Raw genomic sequence first — 18960 nt, 5'->3', positions numbered from 1 at the left:
GGGGCAAACATACACTCGATCGATCAGAACCGTTCCACTGGCAACAGCATTGCGAGTTGTTCGCCTCTGCCAAGCGTGAGGGTGTTGCCGGAAGTTCGTTGCTACCAATGGGAATCCGAGACCCGTTGCCCAAGATGCACCGAGTCAATCAAAGCGACGACCAAACAACGAGCCCCGCGTAACTGCGTCACCAGAATCAGCAAAGCACGCGCCGCGAGTTGGATCCTCCAGCAGCAACATCAAATCCGCGCGACGCAAAATTTGATGATGGCAGAAACGAGACGGCCAAATTTCAATGTCCGCAAACGAAGGAACAGTCATGGCCAAACAATCGATCCTCCAGGGTCACAGACAGAACGGTAGAAATCACGGGGAACGGGCGAACGACTTGCAAGCAGACGAGAAAACCGACCACCCGTTCTCCCGTGCATTTCATGGTTATGCCTGGTATCCGGGCGGACGGTGAACATCGCCGCCCTTCCAAACGCCAGAATCCAATCGTAGCAGGAAGTTGGGACGGGTACGAGTAAATTCTTCCGCGTCGGAATCCGGCATATCAGTCCCCAACGCCTCGATCCCTTGGAGTGAAGGTATTCGTAGGAATCGAAGTAAGCTCTGGTGCGACAGCCCGCAGCCATTGCAGTTTAGAGCGCGAAGGTTGGGTAGCGACGCAACTGCGCGAAAGGCGATGTCGTCGAGTTGAATGTCGTAAAGTCCGAAGTCCCTGACGGCGGGTGGGATGTTGGCGGTCGCAATGCCTGATGCAGTGATGGCCGTACCACCGAGATCAAGGCACACAAGGCGGTGAAATGTCGAAATCGCAGGAAGACAGCGATCGGTTACAAGCGTGCCCGACAGCATCAGGTGCTGGAGGTCGGCCCATCCGGCCATCTGTTCGACGTGTTCATCAGCAACCGTCGTATCAAGCGCCCAAACTTGAAACGCAGCGTTGACGAAGGCGTCGGTTCCGTTGAGGACGGCCATGAGTCGCGAAACGTTTTCTGCGTCAGTCATTCATCAGTGGCATAACAGTAGACATCACCGAGATCGCGTCATGTGGCATCCATGTCAAAAACCGCTTCATCGCGATCTTCGTGTGCATGTCATGGTTATGCGCGGTCTGTGTGTGATGCGGCAAAGTGTTGGGTTGTGTTAAGTGGTTGATTGTACCGGCGGGCGGAATTGAAATGCAAGTTCCGCGCATCTCCGGTGCATGATCGGCCGACAAATTGTCTCGGCATGGACGCTGCCGAAGTCGAACACCTGCCGCCAGCGGATCACAAGCGATCCAGTGGCATCATTTGACCGAGCAGCGGAAGGACGGTCGATGTCGTCGATGTGAACGCCCATTTCGGCACGCAACGATCACAACCGAAGTCGAAACGCTGCCGATCGCAGATCAAGAATGTCCCAGCGGGATCACAACGACCGAGCACCAATCGACCGCCGCAACGACCGCGCACCCAATCTCCAGCATGATCGACCTCGCACCCCATGACCGAGCAAAAAAGCGCAAAGAAAAAGCAAGCCATCACCAACGATCACGTCCGTGCGATTCGTCGCATAACGTCCGCGATCACCGAGTCGCGACGATTGGTTTTCCATGTGTACTGACTTTGCCCGCGACTTCGGTGAATCGCATGGTTCTGCACTTCGACTACGGATGTGCTCTCAACATTGTAGCGAAATCAGCAAACGCTTTCGCCACAGGGGCAATGAATGTGTCGTAGCGAATATCGCCCACGACACCATCTTCCCATTCGTTTGCGGCATCTGCCGCTTTGAGCGCATCACAAACGACAATCGTGTGCGGGTCAGTTGAAGTGTCGAAACAAAGTGAATCATTGACTGGGAAATCGTAGTTCTGCCAGCGAAGGCTGATGGGAGGCCCATCGTCGCACAGGGCTGCGAAAGGCAGTAGTCGGTCTCCGCCACCGAATAGATCAAGTGCGGTCAAGTTGATGATCTCCGGTAGGGATTGCTCTGTAATGCGACCGTCGAGTTTGCCGCAGTTGATCCCAGGCTGAAGCGGGCCTGCAAGTTCCGTGCTCTCGTCCGCGTAACCAACGAACCAACCAATACGAAAACACCGTCCGTCATTCGCCGTGAAGTAGGGCAACGCAGGAGTCTTGCCAGCGATACGGGGAAGTTGCCGAGCGAAAACAGGATCAAGAATGTGCGAGATGTTGCAACAACCCTCAGGCGATTGAACCGCATCGACAATACGCTGATCAAAGATCAGATCCGAATCGAGCGTGCATTCAATATCCATGCTTGCGCTTCTATTGCAGAACGGCGGTGATCACCGAGCCGGAACCAGCAATCTAAACTTCAAAAAACACGCGCAAGTCCGGCTTCGCGTGCATCACATTGTTATGCCTCGATGCCGAAACTAAGGGTAATAGACAAACTGACGTAGTATAACTGTCCAGCGATCGCCATCCCTCTCTAATATATGGGTGCTTACGGCATGATGCCATCCTCCCCATGGAAGAGTCATACGAACAATCGCTGTCTGTTTGTCCGCACAAAACCCCGGCGGCCACGCCTGAATCGGCCAGTCCCCCGTCAGTAAGACACGGTTATCGTTGGAGCTGAACTTGACGACCAAGTCTTCGGATTCAATTCGTCGAACCAAGTCGTCAGCAGCGATCCGTGCTGATTGGGTTTGATGGGATGTCAGATTCTTCCAGGGCTCCTCTCGATACTCAAACAGGACATCATCGGTTCGTAGCCAATTGGAAAGAGATTCAACGCCAAATGACAATTCGTTTGGAGTTTTGCCACTGACAACCACTGGCGAATCGTCACCGGAGTAAAGAAGTAAGTCGCTCAAAACGGCATCGAGCACCACATGGTCTAACTGGCGCTGAGCACTGGAAACTGGTTTCGAGGGTGAGCCTGATCCGACCGAATCGTCGACGGGGCTGTTTGTAGTCCAGCAACCGCTCTGCAAAAGCAGGAAGGGCACGAACAAGCAGATCGTCGCACGTCGCATTTGAATCTCGTGACAGTGTGTTAAAGAAGCATAACAGTGGACATCACCGAGATCGCGTCATGTGGCATCCATGTCAAAGACCGCTTCATCGCGATCTTCGTGTGCATGTCATGGTTATGCGCGGTCTGTGTGTGATGCGGCAAAGTGTTGGGTTGTGTTGAGTGTTTGATCGTATCGGCGAGTGGAATCGAAGTGCAAGTTCCGCGCATCTCCGGTGCACGATTGGCTGACGAATTGACTCGGCATGGACGCTGCCGAAGTCGAAAACATGCTGCCAGCCGATCACAAGCGATCCAGTGGCATCATCCGTCCGAGCACCGGAAGGACGGTCGATGTGGCCGATGTGAACGCCCCTATCGGCACGCAACGATCACAACCGAAGTCGAAACGCTGCCGCCCGCAGATCAAGCATGTCCCAACGCGATCACGACCGCGCACCAATCGACCGCCGCAACGACCGCGCAATCAATCTCCAGCATGATCGACCGAGCACCCCATGACCGCGCAAACAGCGCCAAGAACAGACAAGCCATCACCAACGATTACGTCCATGCGATTCGTCGCATAACGGCGGTGATCAGCGAGCCGGGACGATTGGCTCTCCATTTGTGAAAACTCGCAAGCCCGGCTTCGTTGCATCACATGGTTCGCCGCAGTCTACGTGCATTGATTCGTTACATTGATGCAGTTGCATCTGTCACACAAAGTGTAAATCATCTGAACATACGCGTCTCCCCACACCACGTCGTCGTCCGGTTCGTGCAACGCAATCACTTTTGCCGTGTCTTCGTATCTATCAGACGGGCATTTCGGATTGTCGCAAGTCGTTGATGGAGCTGTTTGGTAGAACGGGGACCTCCCGAGAATCTCCACCTTCTCCTGGTCTGTCCATCCCATGTCGTCGTAGTCTTCGGGATCAGACACATATCCGTTGTTTGACAATCCGATCTTGATGGCACGCTGCATTTCACCATTTGAAAGGTGCTTGAGTCCGAAAACGCCTTGTAGCTTGAGTGCGTCCTCCGCGTTTTCGGGGTCGTATGGTTGTCGCTCGAAACGAAATTTCGATTTTGAAAATGTGTCCGGGTGCCCAGCGTATGGAAAATCGGGATCGTATTGATGTCCGTGATCGTATTTGATCAGTCCGGCAAGACGAAGAATAAAAGTTAGGCCACCCCATCGAATCCGCTCGAATATCCCTACGTCGCTGAACGTTGTGTCCGGGAGAATCCTGATGCTTGTGTCGCTCTCAACGGTGTACTGGAAGTCTTTACCGTTAGAGGCGAAGCGAAATCCATAGCACAAGGGAAGCCAGGTAAAGGCTTGCGGAATAAACGATACGGCAGGATCGCCGACAGTCAAAACGCCTACCAAGTGAACGACGTTCTTGATCCGGCGAAACGTGATGCCGAGCTCGCCAGCATCGCCACCAAGTTGATGTGGGCCCTTTGGATCGGCAACCGACTCATAGTACGCGAGATTATCGTGATCGAAAACGGTTAGCGGCATGTGAAACGTGAGAAGATGTATGTCGGCGAACGTCCGCCATCACCGAGTACGGCGGTTTGATTTTCTATTTGTGAACGCCCGATGCCGTACTTCGGTGGATGGCATGGTTCTGCCCTTCGTGCAACACTTAACTCTTGGGTTCGATAATTGGCGTTCCATTGAGAAGTGTCTCGGCGAAACCGTCGAAAGTTGTAGCTAGCGGACGAAAGTCGGCCCATTGTAGCGAAGTCGCTGGGACATCACCAACGGCACCAGATGAGTCGTTGCGAATATCAATGGCGTAGAGCTCGCCGCACCCATCGGTGCCTATGCCAAGCAGGCCGGGAGCAAATTCGTCGAATCCGTACTCATCGCTAAACTGCAGCACATCTCGTAGAGGCCACAGCCAGACGAGCCCTGAGCCAAGAGATTCGATATCCATCTTGACTGCGCCATGCTCCAGGTGGAAATCAATGAACGTTGCTGGGACGTTGGGCGGGCAGTTTGAGCGAAACTGCTGCACCTCGTCAGATGTCGGTACTTCACACATCGTTAAGAGTCAGTGGCAGAACGACCGGCATCACCGAGTCGGGAAATTTGATTGTCCATTCGCAAGAACTTGCAAGCCCGACTTCGCGTGCATGCCATGGTTACCCGCGTTTTGGCAGGAATTCTGTCGCGACGGCATATGCCGCCCAATGAGCTGCCCCCGTGTCAAGTCCGAGCAACAGCAGCATCAGGATACCGGCTAAAACGCTTGAGGGCAAAGTTACGATCGCCGCAAGTAAGAAAAGCGAGTGAACGATTGGAATCCCGGACACAAATTTGTATTCGCCTGTGCCCCACCGTGAATGTATCCATGGGCGAATGAAGGACAAGTAGAAATTGGTTAGTGCTGCGAGTCCATAGACGGCCAGACACATCCAACCGACCAACGCGTGGTTCATTTCTGGAATAACATTAGATTGATAGAGGTGCCGACCAACGATAGCAACAGGAAGAAATGCCGCGAGTGCGAAAACGCAGAGGAGGCAACCAATATCCTGAAGCGTCCAAGTGGTTTGCATTGCGCGCGTTCACTTCTCCGTGCGGGTAACAGTAGACATCACCGAGATCGCGTCATGTGGCATCCATGTCAAAGACCGCTTCATCGCGATCTTCGTGTGCATGTCATGGTTATGCGCGGTCTGTGCGTGATGCGGCAAAGTGTTGGGTTGTGTTGAGTGGTTGATTGTACCGGCGGGCGGAATTGAAATGCAAGTTCGGCCCATCTCCGGTGCATGATCGGCTGAGGAATTGTCTCGGCATGGACGCTGTCGAAGTCGAACACCTGCCGCCAGCCGATCACAAGCGATCCAGTGGCATCATCCGTCCGCGCACCGGAAGGACGGTCGATGTCGCCGATGTGAACGCCCCTATCGGCACGCAACGATCACAACCGAAGTCGAAACGCTGCCGCCCGCAGATCAAGCATGTCCCAACGCCAGCGCAACGACCGCGCACCAATCGACCGCCGCAACGACCGCGCAATCAATCTCCAGCATGATCGACCGAGCACCCCATGACCGCGCAAACAGCGCCAAGAACAGACAAGCCATCACCAACGATTACGTCCATGCGATTCGTCGCATAACGGTAGTGTTGACCGAGATCGCGCCTTGTGTCTTCCATGTCAAAAACCGCGCCATCGCGATCTTCGGTCCAACACATGGTTCGTCGGCTATTGCGTGCTCAATCGCCGTCATCTGTCGATTCCGAGACAGAGTTGGTCGGCAGGAATAGTATACCAACAATTCCTAGGGCCAGCGCTGCTGACGCACCCTTGATAATACCATCGGTTTCCGCGTAGGGGTTCTGAGCATAGAGCTTCATTCGGTCCGAGTGAGCCATTCCAACGACGCTTCGTCCAGCGCAGCCAATCATCCAGCCTACGACCACCAGCGCGAGCACTTTAGTGATTTGCTTCAAGTCGCGAATTCGACAAGCGATACATCCGACTACGCATGAAAGAATCAACGGCAAAAATGCCAGTGCAATATTGCGATGGCTGACGAACAAAACAAAAGCGAGTACCGATCCAATCACATGGAACACGAGGAAAACGCAAACTGATCGGACACGATTCAATGACGACGCTCCGGAATGAACTGGTTGTCTTATTCTCGGTGGATTGTCTGAGCCGGACATCGATTGAGCTTTGGCGTTCAGATCACCGGACGAAGCTCAACATTCAAGATGCGCGGCGATTCGTCATGTGGAAGTGAAGCCATCGTTGTCCGACGAACGGTCGCCATCACCGAGGACGGCTAGTGTGGTTTCAATTTGTAAACGTCTCATGCCGTCCTTCGTGTGAATGGCATGGTTATCTGCTTTATTCCAGTAGCTGGAGCGTTGTCGCCGGGGTCCCGTCTCCAGGATCGTAGATCCAATGCTCAACTTTTCGGTTAAGGGTGTAGGTGAGAGACGGATCCCATCCCAGCTTCATGCGAAGTGTAAACCCCGTGTCATCGAAATCGTATCGCCAGCCATCAACGGACAATGCGTCGGGTGTGATGTTGGAATCAGGCAATACAGCGATGAGTTCATCGTAGCTACTTGGTGGCCGTCGATTTCTATCCATATGTTCCTTGAGCTGCGCAATGATTGGAACTGCGCGCTGTGCATGCCCCACTAAACGCTTGTCGTGATCTTCGACATTGTTGATGCTCCTCATGCCGCCCGGGAAACTCGCAAGCGCATTAAACACGACGAAACCCAAGTAGACAGAAACGAGAACCCCCATTCCCAGAACGATTCTGCGTAACCAGTTGCGTGCTAACATTTCAGATAACGGCGGGCATCACCGAGTACGGCGATTTGATGCTCCATTTGTAAAATCCCGATGCCGTACTTCGGTGAATGCACTGGTTATCCGTTTCAGGGACCGGGACTTGGTGGTTCGTGATCAGGCGGTAGGTATCCCCAATAAAGGTACCAGACTGCTCTTGAGCGATGTGTTCGATGAAGAAAACGCAGGAAGTGCACAACCACATATTGCGGTGGCCAGATCATGATAGCCATTATACAAACCCCTATTCCCGCACTGATCTCACCAACGATTGCAACAGCGGAGAAAACACACGAAGCGAGCAATATCACAAGGGCAATCGGTTGAGCAATTGGAAGAGAATGCGGCTGCGAAGACGCAGCTACGGTTGCATAAGCGAACGGCGACAATGCAGTCAAGACTCCTAAACCCACCAGAGGCGAGCTGGGATAAATCAGTTGTCCGATGGCGAATGCAACAGCAATCACAGCTGTGCTTACAATCAACGTTTTGATGCGGAACGTATGCATTGCATTTCGCGTGGCAAGGCCTGAAGCGACTCAGTCGGATAACGGCGGTCGTCACCGAGCCGGAACGGAAGACTATCCATTTGAAAAACACCGCAAGTCCGGCTTCGGTGCACGACATTGTTCTGCCTTTTATACGCGTGCAAGCAAGCGATTGGCCATGTCTTTGGTTTGGTCTCGAAACGGGTCCGTGTCCGGGATCGCGCGCACCCGTTCCGCGACTTTCGATGATAGCGTCGCATCATTCAGTACGCGAGCCTTATACGGCATGCAGTATTGGAGCCATTCAAAAAGCATAAAGTCAGCCGTCCTCGGAATCGAATCAACAAGCGTTTCCCATCCGACATTCGCGAAATCAGTTGAGTGTATCGCGGACGCGACCGTCCATCGGACTGTCCATGTGTCACACGAGAGCCCACGTTCGATGTCAGTGGCGCCTAATAGGTTAGGGCGAGGTGAATAGACGAGCCTGCGAACAGCAGTGCAGCGCACGTGCGGATGAGCGTCGCCGATCAATTGCATCAGCGACCGGACAGCGATCTCGTCAGGCACCGTTCGCTGCCCAATCGCAAATGCGACCGCGATACGTACGTTGACGTGGGAATCAGTGATGAACGATTGAACCGCAGATATGGACTCGTCAGTTGGAATTGCGTGAACAAGAAACTTACCGTGTCGATCAACGAATGAGCAATGACGAGGCTGAAGCGGTGACCATATGTGGCCGATGCGTTCGATCAGCCACTGACGCTTCGGGCGATTGCGTGAAAGCAACAAGCGTTCCGTGAGTTGATTCAGTTCGAGTTGACCGCGATCAACCATAAAATCTCATTGGCAGAACGACCGCCGTCACCGAGCCGGAAGTGACGACTTTCCATTGTCAAAAATGCCGCAAGTCCGGCTTCGTGTGCACGGCATGGTTATTCGCTAGTCTTGCGTTGTTTGGAGCTTAGGACAACTTCGATTGTCTTGAGGAATCTTGCCGCCCGGTCTTCGGTTGTTTCGGCATCTGGATCGTAAGGAACGACACCGATAGTCCCAATGCCGGACCAATAGTCACGACGAATCCCACCTAGATGATGGAGGACAGCGTCTTGGGCGTCAGGCGGCATCGAGTCGAAAAGGCTGTTTGCGTTGTCAGGAGTCGCCTCGTCGAGGAATGAATGCACGAACTCTTCCTCGATGCGGCGTTGCTCGCGTCGAATGTGATGCCAGTGGCGTTTGAATTCAGAGCTAGCTTTTTGGGTCACGGCAGAGCAACCAAGTTTGAAGCATCAGTCGAATAACGGTTGCGATGACCGGGCCGCGGCGATTGATCATCAATTTCGTAAAACTCAACTCCGCGGCTTCGCGTCCATCGCTTGGTTCTGGCCTTTCGTCTGTGCTGAGCCAGGGCCATGCCAATCAACGTACATCGAAGTATCTCCGTTGTATTTGACGGCGGATTCGTCTGAGCGAACAGCGGCAATAAAGTCGAAGTCAACCATCGTTAAGGGGCGAACCCAGCAACCCCAAGCAACCGAGCTGTTAATAATCTTGATGATGCTGTCTTCAGAGGAAACTTCGATATACCCTTTAAAGTAGTACATTGGGGCAGGTTTCCAACAATGCCACTGTGCATTGTATCGTAACCAGTCACCTGCCAACGCTCCCAAGGGCCATTTTGCGTAAGGATCACTATCCGGCGGAAGATGGACATAAACTCCGCGTTTTCGGCTGTGAAGGTAAGTGATGGAAGGATCGGATTTAGAAAACTTCTTGGGGCAAGCGAATAGGACTCCACATACGATGAAAGCAGCCAGCAAGTAGTTCATGCGACGGTATCGTTTTGCAGATAGCATTCGTGTGGAGCTAGCAACAGAGATTGAAAACGGCAGTGTCAGAACGTTTGCCGTCACCGAGTACGGCGGTTTGATTTTCTATTTGTAAAAACTCGATGCCGTACTTCGGTGCACGGCATGGTTCCTCGCCTTCATTGTAGCAGCAAGCGTGATGTACTACCGCCTCTGCACCTGTCGCCAACGGGAAGTGACGACCGCAAGTGCCGAAACTATCAGTCGGAGTCGAGTGTCCTATCGGTGCGCCGCCCTACACGCCAGCCGATAAATGCGATCACCCAGGAAGGAAGTCCTATTGTCTGCAGGACCATCGCGGTAAGCAATCGCGATTCATTGCTGGGATCACCCGCAGGTGGATTTGGATTATTGGGAGCCGGGAGGCGGTTGAAAAGATCGAGAAATATCGGCACAACGAAGTAAAGTTGAATTGTGGTCACAACCAGCGCCGCACAAAACGCGAGATTCCGAACAAGACGCCAGCGTTTCGGATTCATAGTAGCGGTGTTGGCAGAACTAGGTACGACAAAAATCGCTCGAGGAACGTCCGCCATCACCGAGTACGGCGGTTTGATTTTCCATTCGTAAAAACCCGATGCCGTACTTCGTGTGAATGGCATGGTTCGCCGCATTTGCAGCGCATTCGCGTCGACCACAACGATCGACGTTGACTCAAGCATATCGTGCGTATCGACCGCTAGCAAATCAAGATAGGTCAGCGAATTGCGTAACGGCGGAGGTTGGATCATCGAGGATAGGCTCCGTCAATTCCTGCGGCGATCGTGACAGCCCCAGCAACGAGAATCACGAGTCCGTGAGACCATGTGATCTTGCGTTCGCGCGCCGCGTTGGCAACGGCGAAAACTGCAGCAAACAGGAACATCATCGCGCAAACCGACATCAACGTGGATCCGATCATCGGCATTGTATCACGCAATTCCGCGTTGCCAGGTGAACGAACCAATGGACCGCCGAATGCCCAGACGACCGCACCGACAACACCGGTTGCACTCGCCAAAAAAGCGCACCGTAAGAAGAGCGGCCATCGTTGTAGTTGAGAGTTCAAATTGCAAATTCGGTTTAACGACGTTGGTCGGCGAACGTTGGTCGTCACCGAGGACGGCCATTGTGTTTTCAATTTGTATCATGCTGACGCCGTCCTTCGTGTGCACGACATGGTTACACGACGCCGGTGTGGGAATCGATCGGCCAATCCGATCGATTGCTGAATTACTATTCTACTGCGCCGAAGATGGTCCGAGCAAGTTTGACCGAGCAAACTCGAGCATTCGCGACCGAGGACACAGTCGACCGCGCACCAGGCGCAACGAAGAACTTTGAAACGCAGAGGCGCTGAGCACGCAGAGGTCGTGTGGGCGTTGTCCGCGAACTCCGCGCCTCTGCGTTTGAATCGACCGCGCAACAATTCGAGCATTCACGATTGAGCACCAAATTCGATCACCATCGACCGCGCATCAATCGTCCGTATGAACGACCGAGCAACTGCCCCGAGCTGAAATCAAACGCCCAGTCCTCAAAGCATCAAATCTTCGATCGTGTAACAGTAGACATCACCGAGATCGCGTCATGTGGCATCCATGTCAAAAACCGCTTCATCGCGATCTTCGTGTGCATGTCATGGTTATGCGCGGTCTGTGTGTGATGCGGCAAAGTGTTGGGTTGTGTTGCGTGGTTGATTGTACCGGCGAGTGGAATCGAAATGCAAGTTCGGCGGATCTCCGGTGCATGATCGGCTGACAAATTGTCTCGGCATGGACGCTGCCGAAGTCGAACACCTGCCGCCAGCGGATTACAAGCGATCCAGTGGCATCATTTGACCGAGCAGCGGAAGGACGGTCGATGTCGCCGATGTGAACGCCCATTTCGGCACGCAACGATCACAACCGAAGTCGAAACGCTGCCGCTCGCAGATCAAGCATGTCCCAACGCCAGCGCAACGACCGCGCACCAATCGACCGCCGCAACGACCGCGCAATCAATCTCCAGCATGATCGACCGAGCACCCCATGACCGCGCAAAATAGCGCAAAGAAAAAGCAAACCATCACCAACGATCACGTCCATGCGATTCGTCGCATAACGTTTGCCGTCACCGAGATCGCGTAGTGTGGTATCCATGTCAAAGTCCGCGTCATCGCGATCTTCGGTGCACGGCCTGGTTACGTGACGCGGCGTTGGCGAAGCGGAGGCCGATCAGCCAGTCCGATCGACGTTGGGCCGTATTGTAGCCGACCGAAGTAGGACCGAGCAAGTTTGACCGCGCACCCTTTTGACCGCGCACCCTTTTGACCGCGCACGTCTTTTGGGCATGAACGACCGCGCATCCGTTTCGGGCACTCTCGTCCGCGCACCAATCTTGGGCATTGGCGTTTCGGAGTCGCATCGACCGCGCAACTTTTGCGGTATGAGCGACCGCGCACCAATCACGAATCCTGCCGACCGCGCAACAATCGACCGCGCAACTGAAGTGAGCTGAGAGAAACTAAAGCGTGTTCAAGTCAGCCGTTCGATTCGATCACGTAACGGTAGACATCACGGAGGACGGACGATTGACTTTCCACTTCAAAAAACACGCAAGCCGTTCTTCCGTGCATGTCATGGTTCTGCCTAGCGTTTGTAACTCGGGTGAAAAATCAGCGTTCTCTCCCAATCATTCCGCGCCCTCTTGCGAGACTTGGTCGTCAATGAATGATGTCTGAATTTCGTGTTTACTAACAATCTTGATCAAGAACATGTGCCAATTGGTCTTGTCAGCCTCCACAGAATGTTCGGTTCCCTCCACGGTAACGCAGACGTCGTCGCCCGGTGACACTTCGCCAAGCGAATAGTAAACCCTCGCGGGGTCGTCACCATTTTGAGCCGCCACATTTTGTGCTTGTACTGCCGAAGGATACGGAAAGCGATGATCACCGTTGACTGTAACTGTCGTATTGTTAATCAATTCGACAGATGCACCTTGCAGGTGACCGTGGTATATGGATTTGTTCATTGCTTGATGTCTATGGCAGAACGGCGGTCGTCACCGAGCACCGCCAGTGTGGCTTCCATTTGTGAAAATGCCATGCGGTGCTTCGGTGCACGACATGGTTCGCATAGTTCTCCGACGACCAATGCGGATTACTCTGCCCACCGCCAGTCTAGGCGATCACGAGAGTCTCGCAAAACCCGGAGAGTCCTTTGCGAGTCCGAGTCGTCTAAGTCGAGATCGATCCAGCCCTCAGCCATCTCGCCGGTCTCAACGTCTTCGACACTGACGATTGTTCCCCTGGGAAGATCTCGAAGCCTGACAGTACGTGAAGTTGATCCTGCAACCAGTACATCTAACGCAGATGTTTGCTCGAAGTTTACGATGACACTTCCGTCAGACTCGTTTTCGATTCGTATAATGGACGTAAGCAATACGTCCATCAAGGAAATCGACATTGCAACTGCGGCGGCAAGTAATAGCAAGAAACCAATCGAATAGGTGAAACGTTTGGGCAGCAGAAGTATTCCTCCAAGCAAATCGTGCGAACGACCGCCATCACCGAGTACGGCGGTTTGATTTTCCATGTGTAAAAACTCGATGCCGTACTTCGGTGCATGGCATGGTTCGCAGTCACTTTTTCTTCGCTGCCGCTTTCATTCTAACCTTCAATGCTTCTCGTTCGGCAGTGCTGAAATATCGCGTGAACTCAGAATCATGGTCCATAAGGAACTCGGGTGAACTCTCTAAACCGTCCATTGGCGAAGAGTCAGTCGGTTCACCGCACGATTCGATCAACAAATCTGAAACAGTTACTCGCCGCTGTGCGTCCGTGATCCCCTTTTCTTGTCGAAGCACGGCACGCGCTTTCAAGATTAAGAGTTCGCGTCGAACGCCCAGGTCTCTGGAGAGTGCATCATCAACAAACTTGATGATGCCGGCTGAGTCATTTCCATCCTGGCGATGCAGGTTTCGGTAGGAATTGGACATCCACCGTGTTGCTTGAGGATCATTCGGGGCTTTCCCCCAGAGAAGACGTGACATCTCCATTTGCTTTTTTGGGTCAAAAATCTCATTGTAGACCCGGCAGAGCAACGAAAGTTCCCGAGCGTTCAGGTCTTTTGGTTCTCGCTTCCCGTCTTGGAGAAGGAGCGTTTCGGCTTTCTTCGCGCGTGCTTCAGCATCGAAGATCAGTTCGTAGGCATCCTTATACTCCTGTGAATCAGTCTTCAACGGTTCGTGCTGCGCAACCGACGACTCGCAAAGGCAAACAACGCAGAATGGTATGAGCAAGATTCTCGTATTCATCTGGCAAATTTCCATCTGCGAACAGTGGACATCACCGAGATCGCGTCATGTGGCATCCATGTCAAAGACCGCTTCATCGCGATCTTCGTGTGCATGTCATGGTTATGCGCGGTCTGTGTGTGATGCGGCAAAGTGTTGGGTTGTGTTGAGTGTTTGATCGTATCGGCGAGTGGAATCGAAGTGCAAGTTCCGCGCATCTCCGGTGCACGATTGGCTGACGAATTGACTCGGCATGGACGCTGCCGAAGTCGAAAACATGCTGCCAGCCGATCACAAGCGATCCAGTGGCATCATCCGTCCGAGCACCGGAAGGACGGTCGATGTGGCCGATGTGAACGCCCCTATCGGCACGCAACGATCACAACCGAAGTCGAAACGCTGCCGCCCGCAGATCAAGCATGTCCCAACGCGATCACGACCGCGCACCAATCGACCGCCGCAACGACCGCGCAATCAATCTCCAGCATGATCGACCGAGCACCCCATGACCGCGCAAACAGCGCCAAGAACAGACAAGCCATCACCAACGATTACGTCCATGCGATTCGTCGCATAACCATATATTATGGGTTTTAGTATGGGGGATAAGGTAATACATTATCCGGGCTATTAAAACGTTAAATGTATACATTATGCATTCTATTAAGACGCATAATCGGAACCCCCCATGAGAACTGCCTTGCCGTTTTGCTGGCCCCATTGCGCGTGGGTTTTGGTGGTGAAAGGCTTGCGTTTAACGGACAAGAGCGAGCCATTTGGTCTTTGGCGTCGCGGGTGGCGGTCGCGTTTGAGCTGACGGCGACGGCTGGTTTGTATCAGTGACTTGGTCTGCGAAGCACCGCTGCGGGATAGTGTACAAAGGAACCTTTTTTTAAGCTGTTTGGTGGTACTTATGCACTACTTAACAGGGGGGGCAATGATGTCGTTTTCTGAGTTTCAGCGCAAGCTGCGGTTCATCCAGTTGAGGGACTCGGACCGGGAGTGGTTTCCGAAGTGGGTCGATGGCTATGCCAGGCATTTTCATTTGGGGCCGAACGACAAACTGGAGTTGGACGCGACGCGGGTGACGGATTTTCTGAGGTCGTTGCGTGACAATCGCTATCCGGCTTGGCGGCGATTGCAAGTGGCGAAGGCTTTGGAGTGTTATCAGCGTTATGTGATTGGCGAGCCGACGATGTGTTTTGCGGAGATTTTTCGGACGTTGCAGTTGATCGCACAGAAAGAGGACATCAATCGCCGCGCGGGGGTGGATTCGATCAGCCAATCGGATCGGCAGTTGGTGGCCGGCGAGGGGAATCCGGGGAGGAGTCGCGACGACGAGCCGGAGGCAGTTGGGCGGCTGAGGAGTCGGATGCGATTGTTGCATCACCCCAAGAGCACGGAGGATGCTTACGCGGCATGGATTCGACGGTTTGCGATGTTTACCAACGACGATCACCTGGAGCAGTGCGGTGAGGCAGAGATCGGTGCCTTTTTGACTCATTTGGCCATCGAGCGCAACGTGGACGCGGGGACTCAGAATCAGGCGTTTTCGGCGATCAAGTTTTTGGTCGAGAAGGTGGACGGTCGTCAGTTGGGGTTTGTCAATTCGATGCGGGCTGCCGAGAGCGATTATCTGCCGGTGGTCTGTAGCCGAGATGAGGTGGGAGTGTTGCTAAACGGGATGGCGGGCATGACGCGCACGATGGCGTTGGTGCTCTACGGAAGCGGGCTCCGGCATCGGGAATGTCGCACGTTGCGGGTGAAGGATGTCGACTTTGATACCAGGCAGATTGTGGTTCGCAATGGCAAGGGGCAGAAGGACCGGGTGACGGTGCTGGCGGACGGAGCGATCGAGCCGCTGCGACGTCAGATTGCGTCGACGCGGGTTTTGCATACGTCGGATTTGGACGAAGGTTTCGGTGAGGTTTATTTGCCGTTTGCGTTGACGCGAAAGTATCGTCATGCGGCCAGAGAATTTGGATGGCAGTATGTGTTTCCTGCTTCGCGACGGTCGCAGGATCCGCGTGGCGAAATGATTCGCCGACATCATGTTCACGAGAAAACGTTTTCGGATGCATTGAAGCGGGCGCGGCGAAGGGGCGGGATCGATAAGCACGCGGTGCCGCACACGCTACGCCATTCGTTTGCGACGCATATGTTGGAGGATGGCGCGGACATCCGAACGGTGCAAGAGTTGTTGGGGCACAAGGATGTGAAGACAACGATGATCTATTTGCACGTGATGAATCGACCGGGATTGGCAGTTACCAGCCCGTTGGATCGGATGGGTGCGCGGGAGTAGTGATCGGTTTGGGTGGGGGTGTTGGTGAGCGAGTTTGGGGTGGGGTGTGCGTGGGAGAAGCGTGGGGTGGTGGAGGGCGTGGGAAAGGTGTGGAGCGAGAAGGGCCCGTGGCTAGCGCCAGCGGCTGACTTTGGACGCTGGTCGGGGCGATTCGGCCGACGCGTGAAGTAGGTTTTGCTTGCTGAACGAATCAATGCGTGGGACACGATAAACGCCGTGGGTCGGTTGAACGTTCCACGGCGTTTCTTAAAAAAGGTTGTCGTTTCGAGGAGGTGCGATGCACTACAGGGCTTCGGCTCCCACTTCCGACGTGCGAATCCGCATGACTTTCTCCAACGGCGTCACAAAGATTTTTCCGTCACCGAGTTCACCTGATCTGGCTGCGTTGCAGATTGCTTGCATCACGGTGTCGACCATCGGATCTTCCACCGCCACTTCCACTCTTAATTTAGGATGAAACTCGATCGTGTATTCGGCACCGCGATAGGTTTCGGTGTGTCCTTTCTGTCGGCCAAATCCTTTTGCCTTGGTCACCGTTACGCCATGGGCACCGGCGGCTTCGATAGCGTCACGGACATCGTCAAGTTTGCTTGAGTTGATAATTGCTGTCACAATTTTCATGGTGTTTCCTTTTGCAAAACGAGTGGGCGAACTATTCGTCTTGAACGGAGTGCATCTGCTGTGCCAAATCCATTGATGCGGCGGCAACGATCGTTTCCATCGTTTTGATTCCGGCGTTGATCGGATCGATCGTGCACCTGTGCGCGGTAATGCGCGATGCGTCGGATGGACAGTGCAAATGAGCACGAGTCCATCGAGTCCGATCCATGGGACGCTGTTTGCAGGTGAGGACTGGCCAGCTGGTGCGCACGTTTAGTGATTTGGCGTTTGACCGTCTTGCGCCTCACCGTGAGGGAGGGTGAACTCTCTCATGTTGTGACGTGTTCTGGAGGCGGCGGTTTTTCACGCTGATCATCGCCGCTGGAGGCATAATTTGGAAACCTGGGCGGTGGAGGTGGGAGAGTTTGCCGGCGGAAAGTTTGGGGTAGGGAAGGAAGTTTTGGGTGGGCAGGGCCCGAGGCTAGCGCCAGCGGCTGACAATAGTCGGCTGACTGGCGCGGTGGGTGGGCAGGCTTGGGGCCCGTGGCTAGCGGCAGCGGCTGACTAGAGCGGGCGGACGACGGAGGTGCTTCGGTAGTAATCCATCAGGGTTTCGATGGACAGCACTCCTCCTCCCATTCCACTTTTGTTGACTCCTCCGTAGGGCACTCCTTGCGCGAAGACGTTGTGGGCGTTGATCCAGCTGTTGCCTGCGACCATTGCTTCGGCGACTCGTCCGGCTCGATCGTTGTCTTTTGTCCAGACGCTGTTGGCCAGTCCGTATTCGGTGTCGTTGGCCATTGCGATGGCTTCGGCTTCGGTTTTGAATTTGGCCAAGAACGCGACTGGCCCGAAGATTTCTTCGCGGGCGGCGATGTTGTCCATGGTCCCGGCTAGGAGGGCCGGTTTGACATAGTTGCCGTCGAAACCGACAACGGTGGCGGGGCCGCCACCGAAGATACATTCGGCACCGTCGGCTTTTCCTTTTTGCTGGTAACCGAGGACTCGTTCGCACTGTTTGGGATTGACGACCGGTCCCATCTGGCTGTTGGGATCCAAGGGGTGTCCGATTTGGATGTTTTGCATTTTGTCTTTGCAATGCTGAACAAATTCGTCGTAGATGTCTTCGTGGATGATCCACCTGGTCGCGTCGCAGCAGACTTGTCCGCTATGGAATGTGATGGCGCCGACCAGTGCTTCGGCGGTGGCTTCCACGTCGACATCGTCAAAGATCACGGCGGCACCTTTGCCGCCGAGCTCCAATTTGACAGGCACCAAGTTACGTCCACAGGCTTCGCCGACCAACTGACCTACTTCGGGCGAACCAGTAAACGACATGCGTTTGATTTTGGCGTTGCCGGTCAGTGCGGCACCGGCGGTGGCACCACGACCGGTCACGACGTTGATGACTCCATCGGGCACGCCGACTTCCTTGGCAAGCTGAGCCAAGTAGATTGCCGAGAGCGAGGTGTCTTCGGCGGGTTTGATGACGACGGTGTTTCCGGCGGCCAGGGCGGGTGAGATTCCCCAACCGATCAACAGGAAGGGAAAGTTCCAAGGGAAAATAAACGCACAGGCGCCCCAGGGCTGTTTGTAGGTCCAGGCGTCGTGACCGGGGGAGTCCAGTTTGGTGCGTGTTTCGACACCGTCGGAAAGTTTGACGAAGTAGCGAAGTGTGTCGGCGAAGTTTTGTACGTCGCCGGCGGCTTGCGCTTCGATTTTGCCGGCTTCGAGGGCTTCGATCTGCGCGATGATGGGTTTGCGTTGTTCGACGGCGTCGGCCAGTTTTAGCAAGATGGCGCTGCGGTCGGATTGCGACATCGCGGACCAGGCCGGGAAGGCGTCGTTGGCGATGTCGACGGCTTGGTCGATTTCGGCGGACGAGAGATCGTGGATGTCGCCGATTTTGTCGCCGGAACCGGGGTCCATTGTGGCGACCAGATCGCCAGACGCAGCGGGGAAGTTCTTGCCACCGACAAAGCTGGCGAATGGACTTTGGCTAAGAAATCCTTCGACTTCGGGAAGCAAGTTAACTTTGGTAGAAACGCTCATCGATCAGGCTCCGGGGGTGAGGTATCTGTTTGAATCAAATGGGATGCAGCGTTTCGTTTTGCGCTGAGTTTGATTTG

Annotated in this window: 19 protein-coding genes; 3 read left to right on the top strand and 16 right to left on the bottom strand. The window is 54.2% G+C overall.

The window, feature by feature from the left end; genetic code table 11:
- Window positions 1–438: 438 nt before the first annotated feature.
- The 3 genes from K239x_RS11735 to K239x_RS11725 form a co-directional block, all read right to left on the bottom strand.
- Window positions 439–1014, bottom strand: a complete 576-nt coding sequence (locus K239x_RS11735) for a hypothetical protein (RefSeq protein WP_145418126.1) — start codon at window positions 1012–1014, stop codon at window positions 439–441.
- A 643-nt stretch (window positions 1015–1657) separates the two neighbouring features.
- Window positions 1658–2272: a hypothetical protein gene (locus K239x_RS11730; RefSeq protein WP_145418124.1), complete on the bottom strand. Its 615-nt coding sequence runs from the start codon at window positions 2270–2272 to the stop codon at window positions 1658–1660.
- A gap of 120 nt (window positions 2273–2392) precedes the next feature.
- Window positions 2393–2836 (bottom strand): hypothetical protein, encoded by a 444-nt coding sequence (locus tag K239x_RS11725; RefSeq protein ID WP_145418122.1) that lies wholly within the window; start codon window positions 2834–2836, stop codon window positions 2393–2395.
- A gap of 354 nt (window positions 2837–3190) precedes the next feature.
- On the opposite strand from K239x_RS11725, the gene K239x_RS11720 reads away from it, so the two are divergent.
- Window positions 3191–3610: a hypothetical protein gene (locus tag K239x_RS11720; protein ID WP_145418120.1), complete on the top strand. Its 420-nt coding sequence runs from the start codon at window positions 3191–3193 to the stop codon at window positions 3608–3610.
- Between the two features lie 45 nt (window positions 3611–3655).
- On the opposite strand, the gene K239x_RS11715 is transcribed toward K239x_RS11720, so the two are convergent.
- The 10 genes from K239x_RS11715 to K239x_RS11665 form a co-directional block, all read right to left on the bottom strand.
- Complete coding sequence (locus K239x_RS11715; RefSeq protein WP_145418118.1) at window positions 3656–4507, bottom strand: hypothetical protein; 852 nt, start codon at window positions 4505–4507, stop codon at window positions 3656–3658.
- A 127-nt stretch (window positions 4508–4634) separates the two neighbouring features.
- Complete coding sequence (locus K239x_RS11710; protein WP_145418116.1) at window positions 4635–5036, bottom strand: SMI1/KNR4 family protein; 402 nt, start codon at window positions 5034–5036, stop codon at window positions 4635–4637.
- 100 nt (window positions 5037–5136) lie between these two features.
- Window positions 5137–5553, bottom strand: coding sequence for a hypothetical protein (locus K239x_RS11705; protein ID WP_145418114.1), 417 nt, complete (start codon window positions 5551–5553; stop codon window positions 5137–5139).
- Between the two features lie 1304 nt (window positions 5554–6857).
- A complete protein-coding gene (locus K239x_RS11700; RefSeq protein WP_145418112.1) occupies window positions 6858–7106 on the bottom strand; it encodes a hypothetical protein in 249 nt (82 codons plus the stop codon).
- A gap of 1633 nt (window positions 7107–8739) precedes the next feature.
- A complete protein-coding gene (locus tag K239x_RS11690) occupies window positions 8740–8988 on the bottom strand; it encodes a hypothetical protein (RefSeq protein WP_145418108.1) in 249 nt (82 codons plus the stop codon).
- A 165-nt stretch (window positions 8989–9153) separates the two neighbouring features.
- A complete protein-coding gene (locus tag K239x_RS11685) occupies window positions 9154–9660 on the bottom strand; it encodes a hypothetical protein (RefSeq protein WP_145418106.1) in 507 nt (168 codons plus the stop codon).
- 212 nt (window positions 9661–9872) lie between these two features.
- Window positions 9873–10403 (bottom strand): hypothetical protein, encoded by a 531-nt coding sequence (locus K239x_RS11680; protein ID WP_145418104.1) that lies wholly within the window; start codon window positions 10401–10403, stop codon window positions 9873–9875.
- Entirely contained in the window at window positions 10400–10720 is a 321-nt protein-coding gene (locus K239x_RS11675) for a hypothetical protein (protein ID WP_145418102.1), read from the bottom strand. The genes K239x_RS11680 and K239x_RS11675 overlap by 4 nt, the downstream gene beginning before the upstream one ends.
- A gap of 1604 nt (window positions 10721–12324) precedes the next feature.
- Window positions 12325–12663: a hypothetical protein gene (locus K239x_RS11670; RefSeq protein ID WP_145418100.1), complete on the bottom strand. Its 339-nt coding sequence runs from the start codon at window positions 12661–12663 to the stop codon at window positions 12325–12327.
- Window positions 12664–13272: 609 nt separating this feature from the next.
- On the bottom strand, window positions 13273–13629 hold the full coding sequence (locus K239x_RS11665) for a hypothetical protein (RefSeq protein WP_145418098.1): 357 nt from the start codon (window positions 13627–13629) through the stop codon (window positions 13273–13275).
- Window positions 13630–14127: 498 nt separating this feature from the next.
- Here K239x_RS11665 and K239x_RS11660 point away from each other — a divergent pair, with 498 nt between their 5' ends.
- Window positions 14128–14523 (top strand): hypothetical protein, encoded by a 396-nt coding sequence (locus K239x_RS11660; RefSeq protein ID WP_145418096.1) that lies wholly within the window; start codon window positions 14128–14130, stop codon window positions 14521–14523.
- 340 nt (window positions 14524–14863) lie between these two features.
- A complete protein-coding gene (locus tag K239x_RS11655) occupies window positions 14864–16231 on the top strand; it encodes an integron integrase (protein ID WP_419189955.1) in 1368 nt (455 codons plus the stop codon).
- Between the two features lie 282 nt (window positions 16232–16513).
- Here K239x_RS11655 and K239x_RS11650 read toward each other — a convergent pair whose 3' ends face one another.
- The 3 genes from K239x_RS11650 to K239x_RS11645 form a co-directional block, all read right to left on the bottom strand.
- Window positions 16514–16852 (bottom strand): P-II family nitrogen regulator, encoded by a 339-nt coding sequence (locus tag K239x_RS11650; RefSeq protein WP_145418094.1) that lies wholly within the window; start codon window positions 16850–16852, stop codon window positions 16514–16516.
- Window positions 16853–16883: 31 nt separating this feature from the next.
- A complete protein-coding gene (locus tag K239x_RS28485) occupies window positions 16884–17060 on the bottom strand; it encodes a hypothetical protein (RefSeq protein WP_419189954.1) in 177 nt (58 codons plus the stop codon).
- 335 nt (window positions 17061–17395) lie between these two features.
- A complete protein-coding gene (locus K239x_RS11645; protein WP_145418092.1) occupies window positions 17396–18883 on the bottom strand; it encodes an aldehyde dehydrogenase family protein in 1488 nt (495 codons plus the stop codon).
- Between the last annotated feature and the right edge of the window lie 77 nt (window positions 18884–18960).

The organism is Stieleria marina (assembly GCA_007741555.1).
Classification (GTDB): domain Bacteria; phylum Planctomycetota; class Planctomycetia; order Pirellulales; family Pirellulaceae; genus K23-9.
This window is presented reverse-complemented; position numbering and strand designations above follow the sequence as displayed.